This window comes from Segatella buccae ATCC 33574 (genome assembly GCF_000184945.1).
GTDB classification, from domain to species: domain Bacteria; phylum Bacteroidota; class Bacteroidia; order Bacteroidales; family Bacteroidaceae; genus Prevotella; species Prevotella buccae.
This window is the reverse complement of record NZ_GL586311.1, coordinates 2,640,835-2,658,633: the sequence shown is the minus strand read 5'-3', so window position 1 is coordinate 2,658,633 and position 17,799 is coordinate 2,640,835. Positions and strand designations below refer to the sequence as shown.

The following is a 17,799-nucleotide window of genomic DNA, read 5'->3' as shown; positions in this document are numbered from 1 at the left end:
CAAGCCGAAATTTGCGTGGCTTCTTTTCTTTCTCTTTGAACGAGTAGGCAACCAAAGAAAAGAAGCAAAAGAAAGTCGCAGGAAAGCCATGTAACTAATATCTCAATAAAAAAGCGGAGCAAACACGTTGCTCCACCCCCGGAAACTTAATCCGTTCCATTCTTGCTGTTATACAGCTAATAACACATTATAATAGCAGTAACTATTATACTGGCTTTCAGATTTATCAAACCAATAATCAGCGGAATTATATTTGTAAATATAATCATAACTTTCTTGTTGGTTATAAACCTTTTGAGGGATTGACTAAGTTTTTTACTTAAGTCAATCACCTACTTTCTGAAAACATTATTTGTATTCATATGTAAATAATTTGTTAAATAAAAGACCCTACCGTTATTGGCTTTACGTCCCGAGCCTGTTTAATGGACGTGGCAGTACCTACTCTCCCACAGAATATGCAGTACCATCGGCGCAATAAGGCTTAACTTCTCTGTTCGGAATGGGAAGAGGTGTTCATACTTATGCCATAACCACCTTTGTTATATCTAAGAGAAATATTTATTGATTCTTCCAACGATAACGACGCGTATATCCACCTTCGGTTTCAAACACTCGATTGTCATCTTGTAGAACACCTTTCAATATTTTACCTGCGTCCTTGGCAGCTTGATCAAAGGCATATTCATGACCATACCCCGCATTTATATGGCGGAAATACAAGACACCTAATGGATAGTGCTCCCAATAATAATTATCCCCTCCTATAAAATCTCTGGCACAAAACCATTCGTTTTTGCGAGTGATACACCAAGAATACACAGCTCCTTGCAGGAATGCTCTTATTTTTTGCATATCAATATCCTCAAGTCCATGTACCGTTCGTATCGTTATGTTGTCCCCTATAAGCATAATAAATTTAATAATGAAAAACTTTGCAAAGATACACAATTATAGCGAAGATAACAATTTATTATTTAACAAAACTTCTTGATAATCAACAAATCCATCATATTTCATATTTGCTAAGGAAGAAAGAACAGGGCTAACTCCACCTGTCTGCGCCTGACCAACCCTCTCAAAACCTTTCCCTTATATCGACAGAACGAAACATACTCCCGGTAGAAGTTTCTGTCTCCTGCCTCTATCTTTCGCAACAGCCTACTCTTGGGGTGCTTACCATAACCAAGCAATCGCCCGACACCCACATTATAGGCAAGCAAGGTCAGCAGCAGGGCATCCTTGCCATATCCCTTGAAGTGTTCAAAGCATTTCCAAAGGTCGGCACGGAGCAGGGAGTCTGCCTGCCGTTCCGTCATATCTGCCGTAAAATGCTCTCCTGGTTGCAGCTGATGCCCATAACCAACATACGGATTATCAAAACCTTTTGATAATCCATATGTCGGTTATGGACACAAGCTAAGACCAGGAGAGCATTACTCTTCTAATATGTCTCTGAGGGAAGCCGATGCACTCTTACGCAAAGACCTGAAGGAACTATGCACGATGTTTCAACAATATGGAAAAGACTCCCTCCTACTCGCCGCACTGGCATACAATGTCGGGCCTTATAGAATCCTCGGTAGCAGAACCAAGTACCCCAAAAGCACACTACTGAAGAAGATTGAATCTGGAAACCGTGATTTCAAAGGTGATTACATCCAGTTCTGTCACTGGAAGGGCAAAAAAATACCGTCTATCGAAAGAAGACGGTATATGGAATTTATTTTACTATATGTTCCATGATCTCAAAGTGCATCTATCACTATAATCATGAAATAAGCAAAGGATGTAGTGAACAAACGACTAATATAACGAATTTATCCAAGTTGCTATTTTTTGCAAAACCTCCGGAGATATCGTCTCTTCTATTTGTTGGTATTCCATCACAGACCCAGTTTTACAATGTTGAAATAAATGATTAAGATTATCAAATGCTGCAATATCACACTTAGTATTATTCATATGTTTTGCTAAAGCATCAAGATTTGTCTTACATTCGACCTGGGTGTCAAGTTTACCATTTAGTGCTAATACCGGACAACGAATTTTAGAGAGCGATTTACGCACATCTATTGTAATAAAGTCACGGATGTATGGTGCTGAGCAATTCTCCTTCAGTTTAACAATATCAGAAACAAATTCTTGTGGAACAGCAGACAAATCTATTGTTTCCGGTTTACCTTCAGATACGCGATCCAACACGTTCCCAATAGTACTAACATATCTATCGAGTTTGTCTTCAGGCAAATTAAGTGTTTCCAGTAATAAACGATTCTGATATAACAACGTTTCTTTCCCAGAAACAACCATACCCGCCATTGAAACAACAAAATCAATTTTACCTTCAGACGCAAGCATCAAACCTATTGTTCCCCCTTCACTATGACCAATTAACCCTACTTTTGAAAATTTGTCACGAAGGAACTCAATTCCTGCAAGAGCATCTTTCTTATAGTCACCAATAGTAATATTCTCCAAAGAGACATTAGAGACATTATATCCCCTGTCATCATAACGCAGGGATGCTATCCCTTTACGTGCCAAAGCATCAGCAATTACAGCGAATGGTTTATGTTCAAATATCTCTTCATCACGATTTTGCACTCCACTTCCAGTCAGCAAAAGAACAACTGGAGTTTTTGAAGAATAATCTTTTGGTAACGTGAGAGTTCCAACGAGAGTATAATTATCACGATTGAATGATACTTCCTCCGTTGAATAGTCAAATGGACCTACAGGCGTTTGCGGTCGTTTTACACTTGGCACATCAACAGTAAGGGTGAGAGGGAAGGAATAGCCCCCCTGCTTAAACTGTCCTGTTATCTTATTACCGTCTACATCTCCTTCATATGTAACACCAATAGAAGGTACAGCGACCTTGACGTGATTACCTTCCGAGATTCTCTCCGCCCTTATGCCTTTTGCCCCTTGAGCCGGAGAATCCAAGGTACATCCATCGTCAGAAAAGTGAAATACGACTGGTAATATTGTACCTTGAATATCAAGTTTTCCATACCATGTCCCCTCTTGAGCGTTTGCCGTCCAAGTAGACAAATAACAAATTACAAACAGTAAAAAACGTTTCATAATTTTACAAATGTTTTTTTATTTCCTTGAAAACCTTAACAGTTTCATCAGATTTCTGACAACTCAAATAATATACTTCGTCTTTTTTCGTAACAATTCGTATAAAACAAGAATCAGAATGAGTAAACAACATTATATGTGAATCATCTTGAGTAATGAAATTACCCAATCTGGTATATCCTACAGCAAAACCATTAGAGCGAAACTTTATTTCTGGCAAATTACTCTTTAGTCCAATCTCTTTAATGTCTCTATATGATATGTTGGTGCCATATAATCCGTTAATAACTAATTCATCTTGGTTCGTAACAATATCTAAATTACCATTACCATGACAGGAAACTGCCAATAATCCAAATAATTCAAATAAAACACAAATAGAAACAATTGTAACTATTAAACCATTTTTATTACTGCTCCCTGTGTAATTAGATCTATTTTTTTTACTATATGCGTACACAATCCCAAGAGGAACTGGAAAAGACACCAATAAAGAGAATATCAGGATATTCTCAAAGCAAACAGCAACGATTCCACCAATTAAAGTTAAGATGTTGCCGATGACAATCATTCGGCACAACAAATTAACCCAGTTTAATTTTTCAACAATTTCATTTTCAGAACCCTCCAATTTGAATCCAGAAATTTTCTCGGGATGCTTTCTTATAAAGAACACTATGACAAAATTTGTTGCAACCACAAGAAATAAAAAAACAAGAAAAATAATATTATTACTCATAAATTCAAAATTTGTTTTTATTAAGATTTTCTTTTTAACTTTACTAAAGATTGACTAAATGACTTTTCTTAAAAATTAATTTATCAATTTCTGTCAACAACCTTATATTACGTTTAATGATTATCCGCATTTTGGTGATACATACCCATACATTCGATGTTCGAAATTCGGTTTGTAGGACACAGCAGCTATGACAAGTCTGTCAAACACTCTATCCCCGAAATATCTGCGGTTAAAATTGTAACAGAACTCGTTGAGATATTCTTGCAGGAATTCGTCCTTGATGCCGTGAAACATATCCCTGAACAGGCTCTTTGCATTTGCTATGGCCGTGTGAACCCATGGAAGAGCCTTCGGTGTGTCTTTCGGTTTTACAACCTTTGCATTAACCTCGGAAACTACTTTTTCAAGCTGGCCATGTGACGGATATGCGTCTGAGTCTATCTTTGCTCCCTTGGAAAGCCCTTCGCCGACAAGCTTGTTTACCGTCTCTGGCTTCAGATCCTTCATCACCTTCATATTCAAGTGACCCACCTTACGACATTTCTGCCCTTTCTTCTTTGGTTCACATGGCTCGCTCTCTGCCATAACAAGCACAGAGACCTTCCTTTCGCTGCCCAGACCGGACTTTAAATGATCCTTCTTCTGACCATCATTCCGTTTGTCATCACAAGTGAAGAACCCCTCGTCCAGTTCAATCACACCGTCCAGGTTGTACTTGCCATCGCGCAATCCCATTACGGAACGTAGTTTGTGCATCATTTCCCAAATGGCCTGGTAACGCTTGTGTCCAAGCTGACGTTGCATTTCAAAAGCCGAAAAAATCTTCTTTGTTGAGGTCATCAGGTGGATAGCGGTAAACCAGTACATCAACGGCAATTTGGAGCCGTGCATGACAGTTCCGCTACGCAAGGTGGTGTGATGCCCACATTTGCTGCATACCCAGCATTTATTGTACTTGTCCCATCTGTGATGCGTATAGCCATAATGACTGCAAACCACACCTGCTTTCTCACGCTCTTGCTTCAAATGCAACTCACATGATTCCTCATCGGGAAAACGTTTCGTGAACTCTAACAATTTCATATCTATGAACAATTTTCAATAAAGATACCAACATTTGGGCACACAGCCAAATCCACAGAGTTAAATAACACCAAAATGCGGATGATTATTTTCGTTTTATTCACAACTATAGTGAAGGAAGTTATCTATATCTTTTTTTATAGCGAATATGGTCGGAGAATTTATCTTTACTGGCATTCTGCTTATATGGTCGGCTATTTCATTTGCCTTACGCATATTATTCGTCTCTTTATATATTTTAAACAATTCGTATTTATATCTGAAACGATTTGGACATATATAAGAAGCCAGTTGTAATTTTCTTTCTGCCAATTCATATCTTTTATTTCTTCTCAACATTTGTCCTTGATGGAACAAAATATCGGAGTGAACAACCAGTTTGTCCAATTTATCATTCAACCCATCTGAATTATCAAAAGTTGACAATGATGCCAAGAAAATCTTATTTTCTCTAAAGTTATCAACAATATATATCTTTTGTTTATCACTAAGCAATCTTCTGTCAATGCACTTCCTAACACTATTACTGACCCTAAGATGATCTGCAGAATAAACAAGTCCAGCAACACAAAGGGCACTTAATAGCAGACTATTAAACCTAGAGAAACTAATCTTTAATAAAACCGGAGAATATGCAGATGCAACAATGATACATATAACACCTAACGCACAAAACAATGCTGCATGTAGAATATAGTAGAATAAAGCCGATATAAGAACAGAGAATAACAACACATTACGGAAATAACCATCTTTTATATGTTTTATTGCATAATAAATCATAAATACGACAATCCCCAACCCTATTATTCCTACTTCACATAGTAACTGAACGAATTCATTACACGCAACAATTACATTATCTGCAACTAAGAAATAATCATCCATCTCTGTATGAGTCGTGAAATATTGTGCCTGTTTTATTGAATATTTTACACCAAAACTACCAATACCCCCAGTACCAACCAATGGATTATCAGCAAACAGAGAAAAACAATTGCGTAATATAAATGAACGTCCAACAAAAGATTGAGATTTCGATTCGTTACCGATGATAGCGAACGCAAAAACAATTACTATAACGCCCAACAAACCATATCTAAGATAACGTTTGTTATAGGAACTACAAACAAGCAAGAATATTGATATGACAATAAATGCTGTACGACTCTCAAGCATATATATATATATAACATCAACTGCAATTAACAAGGTGCATCCCACCTTTACCATTATTTTATTACAATTCTCACTGAACGTAATCTTTAAAAGAGTACATACAGATATCGATATGAATATTGCCAATATGCCACTGTTTCCAACATGTAGTATCATAATGTTACCATCAAACAAAATTGCCACTAAAATAACAATATTGATTAACAGAGTAACACAGATCAAAGACTTTTTCAACAAGGGTAACCTTTCACAAACATAGTTCTTTGAAACCATTACTAACAGAGTTGATGACATTATTCCATAATAAATAAAATGGCTTACTGGATATTCCTTGATTAATGCACTTGATAACGATATGACACAAAGAAATGCCATACACACCTCAGGACTAGATATAGATATAGTATCTTTATTTAACCATTGTCCAATGATACCAAGTCCGGCAAGAATGCTATTATATACTATTAGAACATAAAAATTAGAATAGTCTGCTTCATTCCCAAGTATTGACAACAACGGAAGAAATGAAAGAAGAACTACATATACATTTTTAAACATAGCATTTATTTCATAAATTATAAGTGATGCAATATTTTTAATTTAAGCTCAATACATCCCTTTATTAATAAGGGTTTCAGAGCAGTCTTTGATTTTTTGATTTGAAAATGACAGAGTAATTTTGCGATCTAAACTGTAAGATTATGAATGTCGGTAGCTATATTTTCTCCCAAGTTGTGGATTACATCCCTCGTTATTAGTTCGACAAACTCGTAGATAAGTATCGTGGAAACTGGCACGCAAAGGACTTGACCTGCTACAACCAGTTGCTACACCTGTTGTTCGGTCAGATTACAAGCTGCGACTCCCTGCGTGATATATGCATGTGCCTCGAAACACATAAGCCAATTCTCTATCACCTTGGTTTTCGCAATACTGTCAACCAGTCGTCACTCTCCCGTGCCAACGAAAAGCGGGACTATCGCATATACGAGGAGCTGGGAACATATCTCATCAGCGTTGTAAGGCCTTTGTATGCAAAGACTTCCATTTCTGAGATAACCATTGACAATGTTCTCTATGCACTTGATTCCACAACCATCTCCACCAGTATAAAGCTGGCTACATGGGCCTTGGGGAAATACAGCCGGGGTGCTGTGAAGATGCATACGCTGCTGGATTTGCGAGGCAGCATTCCTGCCAACATCCATATCACCAATGGCAGATGGCATGACAGTAACGAACTGGACGTCCTCGAACCTGAGCCTCTCGCCTTCTATATGATAGACAAGGCTTATGTCGACTTCGATGCACTGTTCCGTTTCCACTTGGCAGGTGCCTACTGGGTAAGCCGCCCGAAGGAGAACATGAAATATGAAGTCTTAGGACACAGGAAACTGAGTGCTTCCGATGTGGGAGGTGGCATCAGAGGTGATTTTACCATTCGCCTGACCACAAAGACGGTTGCCCTCTATCCAGAGCCGATACGCGCAGTATGCATCTATGATGAAGAAGCCAAAGAAGAAATCGTATTCATTGCGAACAACTTCGAAATCAGTGCATTGGAAGTGGCTTGCCTGTACAGACACAGATGGGATATTGAAGTTTTCTTCAAATGGGTCAAGCAGAACATTGTAGTGAAGACCCTGTGGGGATACTCCGAGAATGCCGTGCGCACCCATTTGTGGATAGCAGTCATTGCCTATCTGATTATAGCCAGAATCAAGGCGGACTACAAAAGTCCATATTCCATCACCGAGGTGGCTACGCTGATAAGGATATCAGCTTTGGAGAAGACTTCACTCAGAGAACTCATCACCAAACCACGCGAATCTGTCAGTCTCAATCAATCTGTCAAAGAACTCACTCTATTTGATAATGTATAACTTAACGCGATTTTATCGCATCAGTAATATTCATAAATATTATATCACAATAATCACCACCAAACTTGTTTGCCATTTTCATAGGTAAAGACGCGTTCCTCCTTACCTTTAGAAATATCTTTTAGTATATACAATCCCTCGCTTGGTACATTATTTATTACGAGTTTAGTAGTTTCTGCTCGCATCAATGCAAGATATACCCATCTACCTTTATCATACATAAGAAGATGATACATGTCACCAACTTCCACGCAGTTTCCATCATTGCGAGGCATATACCTAATCTTAGAAACGTCTGAAGGTCTAGAAAGGTGAAGGCCGACCCAATGGCCATCAGGACTAACACCATTGAACCCCGTAAGAACATCGCCATCAAATACCGATTCTTTAGTCTGCTTATCGGTTCCCTGTGTGCCAATGATTTTTCCTGTCAGTTTTTGGTTCCTACTGTTGTAAAACTCGATTTCATTCACATTACAATAAGACCCCTGGTGACCAATATAACGAAGATATCTATAAGTCTGACTAGATGGCGTGAGATTTGCCTCCAACCAACATCCTTCTGTAGCTCCCTCATGAGTGTAGAGAGTTGACTCGTCAGAGAAATCCCCCTTGTTACTTCCTTGAAAACGTCCTAATCCCATACGTCCATTAAACTCATCAAACTTTGCAAAGAAAGGATATTTGCGATATAAGGTCATAGATTGTTTTTTCTTCTTGTTGCATACAATTTCCTTAATAGAACCATCAGTTTTGAGAACAAAGGGATGTCCAAAAGGCACAATCTGATTGTTTTCCCAGACACCAACAGTATAAAGGATATTAGGCCCCATAGACTTAAACGTAACAGTATTCCTTGAAATCTTTCCATAATGAACCGGAATCCAATTTTCTCTATCGCTTACACAGATATATGCAATTTTATGGTTTGCATATTTCTTAGGAATATAACGAGTTACATTCTTTGTGTCGTAATATTCGTCTGTTACATCTATAAAATTAGGAGCCTTGAACATTTCAGGGACGCTTTTCTCTTCACTCAAATCCTCTGCAATTTCATTATTTACATTAAAACACCTTCTGAATATTTTGGGTTTCAAATAACTATGAGCATATTGAGCCGTATCGCCAGGAGCAAAGCCCATATAAAAAGGTACAGATTTACCATTAGGCATAATAATAACAGCCCAAGAATGGTGATTTGGACGATTGCCCCAATGTGGCACGAAATCCACTGCAGTCGGCATACCCAAATATCTTGATAGAGCAACCGTATATGAAGTCTCGTCTTGACAAGTTCCAGTACGATACATACAAACAGATGATAATGATGGAGTTATATCGCCTCTACTTGTAATGAACTCAAATTGTTTCATGACATCAGTAACTCTTAGACCATATGATAACATACTACCTATCTTGAAAAAAGATTTTGCATAAGTATTTGAGGTTTTCTTTATTATTCTCCACTTTTGAGACATTTTACCAGAATAAAAATTCTGTATGAGTATTTCCTTGCCAGTCTCTTTATCAACAGTTGATTCCCAAAACAAACCAGTCAATTTGTTCATTATCTTAAACATACCCCCCTCTACAGGAATAATAACCCATTTCTGATGAGCATCACCTTTATTACTGCCTATAGTCTTATATTTACTAACAGCATCCTAAGTTAATATGCAAATAAAATGATGAAAAAATGAAGAAAAATAATTCACATGTAGCCTTAGATGCTCATAACGAGCACCTAAAATGGACTTTCATACCCAATGACAGTTCTCTATTTATGTTAATACACCAAGAAAAAAGAAATACTCATCTTATAGATGTCCCTTGTATACAGAGTTTTGATATTGGGATTTTACCAATAGGCATATTTTTGTATATCCACAAATGGAGTTCCTCTCTTAACGATGGCAAATACACGGGCTATCAATTTATTCCTTACGATATTGATTGTTGCCATTTTAGATTTTCCCTCGGATTGCCTGCGAACATAGTAGTTATGCAGCTCAGCATCAAAATGAATAGCCGTCATCGCCGCCAAATGAAGAAGTCGCTTCATCTGCTGGTTGGCTATGGAACTTACCTGTGTCCTAGCATGGACACTTGTTCCGGATTGATATTCAAAGGGAGCAATGCCGGAATAGCAGGCAAATTTTCGCCAATTTTCAAACCTTGTGAAATTACAGGTATACACTATCAAGAACGAGGCAACGATGAACCCAATCCTCTTAACTGTCGTGATAAGTTCAAAGGTCTTCTTCAATTCTTTGTTCGCCATAATGACAGACCTTATCTCCCGTTCCAGGTCATGCACTTCATCCTTGAGAGTAGAGATAATATTCTCATAGACAGAAGACAATACGGGGAGGTCCCTCTCTGGTATAACCCTAAACAATTCGTTCCGAGAGGTAATATAGCCACCCATGTTTCTCATCATCTTATCGCGCATTGCCAGCAGGGAATGAAGTTTCCTTATATCCTCGGCAGGAAGTGATGTCGGCGTTACCCTATCGTTGAAGCGATAGGCGAACTCCGCTATGCGCTTAGCGTCTATCTGGTCGTTTTTCCCTCTGGTAATACCCAACGATCGTTTGATATCTAACGCAGGAACCATAGCGTAGGTAATGTGTTCACGTTCAAGGAACAGAGCGAGGGAAAGAGAATAGAGCCCGGTATGTTCAAAGCAAATAAGCAGCGATTCCCAACCCTCTCCAATGTGCTCCTTAATCCATCGGATAAGCTGTTTGAAACCGGATTCTTCATTCCTGAATTGGCGATGAATACGAGATTCTCTGATAAAGGCATCAATACTCAATTTGGAAACATCAATGCCAACATAATTTTCGTACAACATGATAAATAAATTGTTAGTTAAAAATGAGTTGCTTGCAACTAAAGCTGTTAATAGACCTTATGTCTAAAATCCTAACTGGTGCCTGGCAACATAAAGGCAGCTTACAGGGACAAATGCCAATTAAAAGCCTTTAAGCTTAGCAAGGTGTTATGTTCACCCCGCAGCTGCATATTAAAGATAAGTCTAAATCATAAGAAAAAATATTATTATCAGAATTATTACTGGAGCGATAGCTCTTTGACTCTACAAAGTAACAGCAAGGTGTGTCTTTGTAACACAAACCGCCGTTTGTACCACAAAGACCCTTGCCCCGAAAGGGGAGATGAATTACTCCAAAGTCGTAATAAGAAAGAAAAATGGATATGGATAAGAAAGAGGAACATCATTCAGAACGTAAGGCGGCAGAAAAGCTACGATGGGACAATTGGCATGTACGCCTGCCCAACCCGAAAGACCAGCAACGGGCAATTGATTTGTTCCATAAATCAGGTGCGGAAACCAAGTCGGACTTCGTGCGAGGTCGCATTCTTGGGGAGAGTTTCAAGGTGATTACGGTGGATAAATCCGCCGTGGAATATTATCGAAAGCTCTCCGAACTGACGGCACAGATCCACAAGATTGGCGTGCTGTATAACCAAGCCGTGCGTGCTATCAACAGCTATCATAGCGTAAAAACTGCACAGATACTGCTTGAAAAGTTGGAGCATTTATCGGCTCAAATTATCACCTTGCAGGAGCAGGCTATCAGTCTTACCATAGACTACCGTAAGAAATGATTGCCAAGATTTCTGCAACGGAGAACCTTGGAGGGGCATTGGGTTACAACTTCAAGAAAGTAGAGAAAGAGGAAGCAAGCATTCTTCTTGCCCAAGGCTTGTATCAAAACAAAGAGGAAACTTATACGATGGCAGAGGTGTTTGCCGATATGCAAGCACTTATCCCTGAGAAATGCCGAACAAAAAAGACGGTGTTCCATTGCTCCCTCAATCCGCATCCAGATGAGAAACTATCCGATGAAACACTCACACAGATTGCCAAGGAGTATATGGAAGCACTTGGTTATGGCAAACAGCCCTACATCGTGTTCAAGCACAATGACATTGCCCGTGAGCATATACACATCGTGTCGCTTCGAGTAGACAGCAAAGGGCGAAAGCTCAACGACCGTTTCGAGAAACGGCGGAGCAAGCAGATTACCGATGCCTTGGAAAGGAAATTTGGTCTCATTCTAAGTTCAAAGGTTACTGACAAGGCGAAGAAAGAAACGCCCATGATAGGTCTCAGCAAAGGGAATATCAAGGAGCAGGTGGCAAGTGCCCTCCGCATGGTGCTGGGGCATTATCGCTTCTGCTCCTTGGGCGAGCTGAATGCCATCCTTTCTGCATACAACCTTGCCGTAGAGGAAATCAAAACAGAGTTTCGGGGAAAGAAATATGACGGACTTGTCTATGTTCCGACAGATGGCAAGGGCAATAAAGTAAGCACACCCATCCATGCCTCAGACATCGGCCGTGGTGTGGGCTATACTGCCGTACAGAACAGGATGCAGAAATCAAGACAAGCCGTCAAACCACTGATACCAAACGTCAGGAACAAGGTGTTACAAACAATGCGTACCTCTCCCAATACGGAGAAAGAACTTCGGCAACGATTGGAGGGACAGGGGTTGCGTGTGACAATCCGAAAGAACGAAAGCGGACGAATATATGGCATCACTTTCATTGACGATGAAGAGGGCATTGCACTCAATGGCTCACGATTGGGCAAGGGATATGCCGCCAATGTATTCAATGGCTATTTTTCCAATCCTACGCAAAACCCATTCTTGGACGAAACGCTGTATGGCAGTACGTCTGTACACTTGGAACCATCGCCAACTGTTCAACCCTCTCAATCAGATACGGAAGAGGGGGACAACCTTGTCGATGAACTTATCGAGGATATGGTGGGTGACTCTTTCACATCTACGGGCAATGATGATTGGAAGGAAGCGGCTTGGCAGCGTAAACTCCGTAGACAAAATAAGGTTAATCTTAGACGAAAGAAAAGATAGGTAAGGTATTTCAAACTTTGTTTGAACAACATTCAAATGCAATTCAAATAACGATAATACAACAAATATAAAAACAATATAATTATGGCACAGGAAGATGATTTAAGAGCATTAGGTAAGGTCATGGACTTTATGAGGGGCATTTCAGTGATATTCCTCCTCGTTAACTGTTATTGGTTCTGTTACGAGGCATTTCAGCAGTGGCACTTCACACTTGGAATCATTGATAAGATACTGATGAATTTCCAGCGTACCACAGGATTGTTTTCGTCCATCCTCTGGACAAAACTCTTTTGTGTGGTATTCCTTGCTCTCTCCTGCTTGGGGACAAAGGGTGTGAAAGAGGAGAAAATCACATGGTCGAAGATTTGGACGGTGCTTTTCTCAGGCTTTGTCTTTTTCTTTCTCAACTGGTGGCTACTGGTATTGCCCATCGGCAAGATCGGGGCAGCTTCCCTCTATATATTTACGCTTTCCGTTGGCTATATCTGTCTGCTGATGGGTGGCGTATGGATGAGCCGACTACTCAAAAACAACCTGATGGACGATGTTTTCAATACAGAGAACGAGAGTTTTATGCAGGAAACCCGATTAATGGAAAATGAGTACTCGGTAAACCTTCCTACACGCTTCTACTATAAGAAGAAGTGGAACAATGGTTGGATTAACGTAGTCAATCCGTTCCGTGCCTCAATGGTACTCGGTACACCGGGTTCTGGTAAGTCCTACGCTATCGTGAACAACTACATCAAGCAGCAGATAGAGAAAGGCTTTGCCATGTACATCTACGACTACAAGTTCCCAGACCTTTCCGAGATTGCCTATAATCACCTGCTCCAGCATTTGGACGCTTACAAGGTAAAAACACAGTTCTTTGTGATTAACTTTGACGACCCACGCAGAAGCCACCGTTGCAATCCCATCAATCCAGCCTTTATGACGGATATATCGGATGCCTATGAGAGTGCCTATACGATTATGCTCAATCTCAACCGCTCGTGGATTCAGAAGCAGGGAGACTTCTTTGTGGAGTCCCCGATTATCTTGCTCGCTGCCATAATCTGGTTCCTCAAAATCTACGAGAACGGAAAGTATTGCACATTTCCACACGCCATAGAGTTCCTGAACCGCCCCTATGCACAGATTTTCCCGATACTCACTTCCTATGATGAACTTGCCAACTACCTTTCTCCCTTTATGGACGCTTGGGAGGGTGGAGCGCAGGACCAGTTGCAGGGACAGATTGCCAGTGCCAAGATACCGCTTTCACGCATGATTTCGCCGGCTCTTTATTGGGTGATGACGGGTGATGATTTCTCGCTCGACATCAACAATCCTGATGAGCCGAAAGTCCTTGTTGTGGGTAACAACCCCGACCGTCAGAATATCTACTCGGCTGCACTTGGTTTGTATAACAGCCGTATCGTGAAGCTCATCAACAAGAAGAAGCAACTCAAATCCTCAGTGATTATCGACGAGTTGCCGACAATCTACTTCCGTGGCTTGGACAATCTGATTGCCACTGCACGAAGTAATAAAGTAGCAGTGTGTCTGGGTTTTCAGGACTTTTCACAGCTCACCCGTGACTATGGAGATAAGGAGAGCAAGGTGATACAAAACACAGTAGGCAATGTGTTTTCCGGGCAGGTAGTTGGTGAGACGGCCAAGACGCTTTCCGAACGGTTTGGTAAGGTACTTCAGCAACGACAGTCCATGACCATCAATCGAAACGACAAATCCACCTCCATTTCCACGCAAATGGACAGCCTTATCCCTGCAAGTAAGATTTCCAACCTCACACAGGGTATGTTCGTAGGGGCTGTGTCCGACAACTTCGACGAGCGTATCGACCAGAAGATTTTCCATGCGGAAATAGTCGTGGATAGTGCCAAGGTTTCTGCAGAGATGAAAGCCTATCAGCCCATTCCTGTAATAGCAGACTTCAAAAACAAAGATGGCTCCGACAATCTTAAAGAGACCATCGAAGCCAACTATAAATGTGTTAAACGAGAAGTATTGGCATTCGTGGAAAGCGAAATAGAGCGAATTAAGAATGCCCCAGAATTGAAGCATCTTATCAAAGAATAATCTTGCCATTAAGGCAATCTTACAAATTCCTTACAACATTTCGAAGACATAGCAAAGAGAATATAGATATTATCAAATATAATCGTGAGTTTATGGAAATTTACACATTCCTGTCCGTTAATAAATAGTCTCTTATAATTTGAATATTAGGATTTTGTAAACATTTGATTATGTGATTTTACCAAGTATCAAAAATACTACAGGGATGTTAAAATCCAGTCAAACTTTTTAGTCCATCTCCAAACGGTGGTACGGGGCAATCCGGTAAGGTTTATAATTTGCGGATTGGCCAGCCCAATGCGCATCAAGTAGCATACGTGCATTTCATCCTCATTAACCCTATCCAGATTATGGACCAACAAATCTTTGAATGTAGGAAAAATCTCATCGACAGCTTGTTGGAAACTTATCCATTCTTCTGGTGACAAATGACGCCTGCCTTCGGATGACAGACGAACCGATTGAATCACGTCTTTTGCCCTCACGCCAAACTCCGATTGGTGCATGAGCATAATCAGTTCCTTGTTCTGATTGATTTTCTCTGACAATTGGTGTCTATTTTGTTGGAGTTCCTCTTCACTTTGCAGGATTTTTGCGGCTAGCATGGCTGCTTCCTCCTGTGTGCATCTCAATTTCTCATTTAGTGCCTGCCGATTCATTTCGCTGTCTTCCACCTCTTTTTTCAACTCTTCAATTTTTATCCTTGACTCTTCAAGCATCCTGTTCTTCTTGATGATAGTTTGTAACCGTTTCCCTCTGCGATAAAATAGCATGGTGATCAGTGAGCTGATAACAAGAACCGAAAAAATGATGATTCCAAAAATAAGCTGCAGATAGGATTCGTTCTTCCTGAAGATTTCCGCTTCTTGAATCTTGTCCCTGTGATATTGGAACTCATTGTTTACCGTGGCAGCCAATTGCTGTCTTCCACCTAAATCCAACTTTTCTGTCATCTTTACAAAGGCATTTGCATAATAGTCTGCTTTCTTATAGTCTCTTTGCCCGTGATAAATGGTATAGAGCATTTTACTGGCATCATATCTTCCTTGTAGACTACAGGAATCGTTCAATGCTTTCTGGAAATAAACTATGGCCGAATCTGAGAGATTGCTTATCATGAAATATTCTCCCAATGCCAAGTAGTCGTCTGATGTTTGTGGTTGGCCGCCACTTTGCTGTTCTATAAATTTGTAGCAATCTGTTGATAGTGCATGTAATCGCATTACCGAAAAATGGTAAAGTAAAGAATATAAGTCCTCATGATAGGGGATACACTTGGAGTCTTTTATTAATCCGAACGCTTTTGAAAATTTTTCTGTTGCCTCTAAATACCTTTTCAAGCGAATGAGGGAGGCTCCCGCATGAAGCAGGGTCGAGGCATCCAACATTCCAATTTTTCTTGCAATGTGTTCTTCCGCCTGTGCCATCTGCAATGCCTGATGGTAATTTTGCACCTTATAATAGAGGGCGTGGAGATTGGAATAGGTATTTCTCAACATCAAGGTGTCGAATGACAAACCTCGCTTGCATTCATCGGCAGAGCGTAGGAAATTCTCCAAGGCTCTGGGCATGTCATGCAAGTCTCGATACACACTTCCCGCATAATAGAAGGCTTCCTGCTTTTCAGTATTATCTCCTTTCCGGTTATAATAGTCCACGACCATTCTGATTTTAAAGTCTGACATTGCCGGAATATAGGCTTTGTCATGTAGCCTCACATCCAACAGATCATACGCCTTCTGTATATGTTCAGTTTCTGTACGCACAGTTATACTCATTGAGTCCAACATACGCAGTGCCAGAGTGGGGTCGCTGTTTCCAACCCTTTTGATTTGATGGAATTTATCTGTCAGTTTTCTTTCATTATCACAAGATAAACACATCGTCAATATGATACACAACAAGAATAGTTTTCTCATGCCAATACACTTTTTGTGCAAATTTACATAAAAGCTGTGATTTATAAGCCAGTGGGAATAAAAAACCGAAAATAAAATCCCTGACGGTTACCCTTGTGACTGGAAAAATGTCAAGGCCAGCATAGATTTGGAGACGGTCCTGTACGCACCGGATGTGGAGCAAGTGCTCGAATACCGGGCGTTTTGAATTATCTAGACGGGCATTTATTTTCGGTTTTATAGAGGAAAGATACGTTTTTCTTGCATTCACAACAAGTAATCTTCATTTTCGTGTTGTTCCATCGCGTTCCACAATCGAACTTTATTTTTGTTCTTTTATAAGAAAATTAACTCTCCTGCATGCTCATAAATACCTAACAACCAGCACTTTTGATTTTCCTACAACTAATATTAACTTTCTTTAACTGTACGTGGGGCGAGATGGAACACAAAATGTTTTCATCCTGTTTCAGAAAACACTATTTTTGCATCCAAACCTAAAAGATTAGAAGATGAAAACATCGATTAAAAAACTGTTTGTCATAACCCTGCTGTCATGCATCGCTTCAACCGCATTTGCCTCAAATTATAGTCTACATGAACGGATCATGATGTCGTATGTTGCAGGATACACATTGGGACATGACGGGAAAACACATCGGGCCCCACCGTTTATTATGCCATGCCTAATAAGTGTATATTTAGATGCAACGGCTTCATCTTTATATTTCGATAATGCCAATGCAGATAGTTGCGTAAACTTAAACTATTACATTTATAACTCGAACAAAGAAGTTGTTAGGGGGGGGATGATGGTTGGTGGCATAAATGGAACCGTCAGTCTAAATGGACTGGGCAAAGGTGCCTATATTCTCCAGATTGTTGTTGACGGCAATACATATAATGGCGATTTTACCTTGTAA

General features: G+C 40.0%; 12 protein-coding genes, 1 rRNA gene and 3 pseudogenes. 6 read left to right on the top strand and 10 right to left on the bottom strand.

The annotated features are described in order from the left end of the window. Positions 1-429: 429 nt before the first annotated feature. The 3 genes and pseudogenes from rrf to HMPREF6485_RS10460 all read right to left on the bottom strand — a co-directional run. Positions 430-541: ribosomal RNA gene (gene rrf / locus HMPREF6485_RS10470) — 5S ribosomal RNA — on the bottom strand. A 20-nt stretch (positions 542-561) separates the two neighbouring features. Beyond that, a complete protein-coding gene (locus tag HMPREF6485_RS10465) occupies positions 562-855 on the bottom strand; it encodes a hypothetical protein (RefSeq protein ID WP_231294778.1) in 294 nt (97 codons plus the stop codon). A gap of 170 nt (positions 856-1,025) precedes the next feature. Further along, positions 1,026-1,376: pseudogene (locus tag HMPREF6485_RS10460) on the bottom strand (glycoside hydrolase family protein); the annotation flags it as partial. A 16-nt stretch (positions 1,377-1,392) separates the two neighbouring features. Between HMPREF6485_RS10460 and HMPREF6485_RS14375 the strand changes: the two are divergent. Beyond that, a pseudogene (locus HMPREF6485_RS14375) lies at positions 1,393-1,746 on the top strand (glycoside hydrolase family protein); the annotation flags it as partial. Positions 1,747-1,806: 60 nt separating this feature from the next. Here HMPREF6485_RS14375 and HMPREF6485_RS10450 read toward each other — a convergent pair. The 4 genes from HMPREF6485_RS10450 to HMPREF6485_RS10435 all read right to left on the bottom strand — a co-directional run bounded on the left by HMPREF6485_RS10450 (position 1,807) and on the right by HMPREF6485_RS10435 (position 6,652). Continuing rightward, entirely contained in the window at positions 1,807-3,090 is a 1,284-nt protein-coding gene (locus tag HMPREF6485_RS10450) for an alpha/beta hydrolase family protein (protein ID WP_004346423.1), read from the bottom strand. 4 nt (positions 3,091-3,094) lie between these two features. Then, the gene (locus HMPREF6485_RS10445) at positions 3,095-3,829 is read right to left on the bottom strand and encodes a PH domain-containing protein (protein ID WP_004346422.1); all 735 of its coding nucleotides are present in this window, start codon (positions 3,827-3,829) and stop codon (positions 3,095-3,097) included. 120 nt (positions 3,830-3,949) lie between these two features. Then, positions 3,950-4,915 carry an IS1595-like element ISPbu1 family transposase gene (locus HMPREF6485_RS10440; protein ID WP_004346421.1) on the bottom strand — a complete coding sequence of 322 codons (966 nt, stop codon included), beginning with the start codon at positions 4,913-4,915 and terminating at the stop codon, positions 3,950-3,952. Between the two features lie 96 nt (positions 4,916-5,011). Next, entirely contained in the window at positions 5,012-6,652 is a 1,641-nt protein-coding gene (locus tag HMPREF6485_RS10435; protein ID WP_044126065.1) for an O-antigen ligase family protein, read from the bottom strand. A gap of 212 nt (positions 6,653-6,864) precedes the next feature. Here HMPREF6485_RS10435 and HMPREF6485_RS10430 point away from each other — a divergent pair. Further along, positions 6,865-7,977: pseudogene (locus HMPREF6485_RS10430) on the top strand (IS4 family transposase); the annotation flags it as partial. Between the two features lie 53 nt (positions 7,978-8,030). On the opposite strand, the gene HMPREF6485_RS10425 reads toward HMPREF6485_RS10430, so the two are convergent. Both HMPREF6485_RS10425 and HMPREF6485_RS10420 read right to left on the bottom strand, forming a co-directional pair. Continuing rightward, positions 8,031-9,548: a hypothetical protein gene (locus HMPREF6485_RS10425; RefSeq protein ID WP_248622292.1), complete on the bottom strand. Its 1,518-nt coding sequence runs from the start codon at positions 9,546-9,548 to the stop codon at positions 8,031-8,033. 290 nt (positions 9,549-9,838) lie between these two features. Further along, positions 9,839-10,837 (bottom strand): IS110 family RNA-guided transposase, encoded by a 999-nt coding sequence (locus HMPREF6485_RS10420; RefSeq protein WP_004346417.1) that lies wholly within the window; start codon positions 10,835-10,837, stop codon positions 9,839-9,841. A gap of 362 nt (positions 10,838-11,199) precedes the next feature. On the opposite strand from HMPREF6485_RS10420, the gene HMPREF6485_RS10415 reads away from it, so the two are divergent. The 3 genes from HMPREF6485_RS10415 to mobC all read left to right on the top strand — a co-directional run bounded on the left by HMPREF6485_RS10415 (position 11,200) and on the right by mobC (position 14,978). Beyond that, positions 11,200-11,613 (top strand): plasmid mobilization protein, encoded by a 414-nt coding sequence (locus HMPREF6485_RS10415; RefSeq protein ID WP_044126405.1) that lies wholly within the window; start codon positions 11,200-11,202, stop codon positions 11,611-11,613. Further along, positions 11,610-12,890 (top strand): conjugal transfer protein MobB, encoded by a 1,281-nt coding sequence (mobB, locus tag HMPREF6485_RS10410; protein ID WP_004346415.1) that lies wholly within the window; start codon positions 11,610-11,612, stop codon positions 12,888-12,890. The genes HMPREF6485_RS10415 and mobB overlap by 4 nt, the downstream gene beginning before the upstream one ends. Positions 12,891-12,974: 84 nt before the next feature. After that, positions 12,975-14,978, top strand: coding sequence for a conjugal transfer protein MobC (gene mobC, locus HMPREF6485_RS10405; RefSeq protein WP_004346414.1), 2,004 nt, complete (start codon positions 12,975-12,977; stop codon positions 14,976-14,978). A 197-nt stretch (positions 14,979-15,175) separates the two neighbouring features. On the opposite strand, the gene HMPREF6485_RS10400 is transcribed toward mobC, so the two are convergent. Next, positions 15,176-16,897 (bottom strand): hypothetical protein, encoded by a 1,722-nt coding sequence (locus tag HMPREF6485_RS10400; RefSeq protein WP_004346412.1) that lies wholly within the window; start codon positions 16,895-16,897, stop codon positions 15,176-15,178. A gap of 491 nt (positions 16,898-17,388) precedes the next feature. Between HMPREF6485_RS10400 and HMPREF6485_RS10395 the strand changes: the two genes are divergently transcribed. Next, positions 17,389-17,799 (top strand): hypothetical protein, encoded by a 411-nt coding sequence (locus HMPREF6485_RS10395; RefSeq protein ID WP_004346411.1) that lies wholly within the window; start codon positions 17,389-17,391, stop codon positions 17,797-17,799.

Coding starts and splice junctions, on each gene's coding strand:
- mobB (WP_004346415.1), top strand. CDS start 11,610: ATGATTGCCAAGATTTCTGCAACGGAGAACCTTGGAGGGGCATTGGGT.
- HMPREF6485_RS10450 (WP_004346423.1), bottom strand. CDS start 3,090: ATGAAACGTTTTTTACTGTTTGTAATTTGTTATTTGTCTACTTGGACG.
- HMPREF6485_RS10395 (WP_004346411.1), top strand. CDS start 17,389: ATGAAAACATCGATTAAAAAACTGTTTGTCATAACCCTGCTGTCATGC.
- mobC (WP_004346414.1), top strand. CDS start 12,975: ATGGCACAGGAAGATGATTTAAGAGCATTAGGTAAGGTCATGGACTTT.
- HMPREF6485_RS10425 (WP_248622292.1), bottom strand. CDS start 9,548: ATGAACAAATTGACTGGTTTGTTTTGGGAATCAACTGTTGATAAAGAG.
- HMPREF6485_RS10445 (WP_004346422.1), bottom strand. CDS start 3,829: ATGAGTAATAATATTATTTTTCTTGTTTTTTTATTTCTTGTGGTTGCA.
- HMPREF6485_RS10440 (WP_004346421.1), bottom strand. CDS start 4,915: ATGAAATTGTTAGAGTTCACGAAACGTTTTCCCGATGAGGAATCATGT.
- HMPREF6485_RS10435 (WP_044126065.1), bottom strand. CDS start 6,652: ATGTTTAAAAATGTATATGTAGTTCTTCTTTCATTTCTTCCGTTGTTG.
- HMPREF6485_RS10415 (WP_044126405.1), top strand. CDS start 11,200: ATGGATAAGAAAGAGGAACATCATTCAGAACGTAAGGCGGCAGAAAAG.
- HMPREF6485_RS10400 (WP_004346412.1), bottom strand. CDS start 16,897: ATGAGAAAACTATTCTTGTTGTGTATCATATTGACGATGTGTTTATCT.
- HMPREF6485_RS10420 (WP_004346417.1), bottom strand. CDS start 10,837: ATGTTGTACGAAAATTATGTTGGCATTGATGTTTCCAAATTGAGTATT.
- HMPREF6485_RS10465 (WP_231294778.1), bottom strand. CDS start 855: ATGCAAAAAATAAGAGCATTCCTGCAAGGAGCTGTGTATTCTTGGTGT.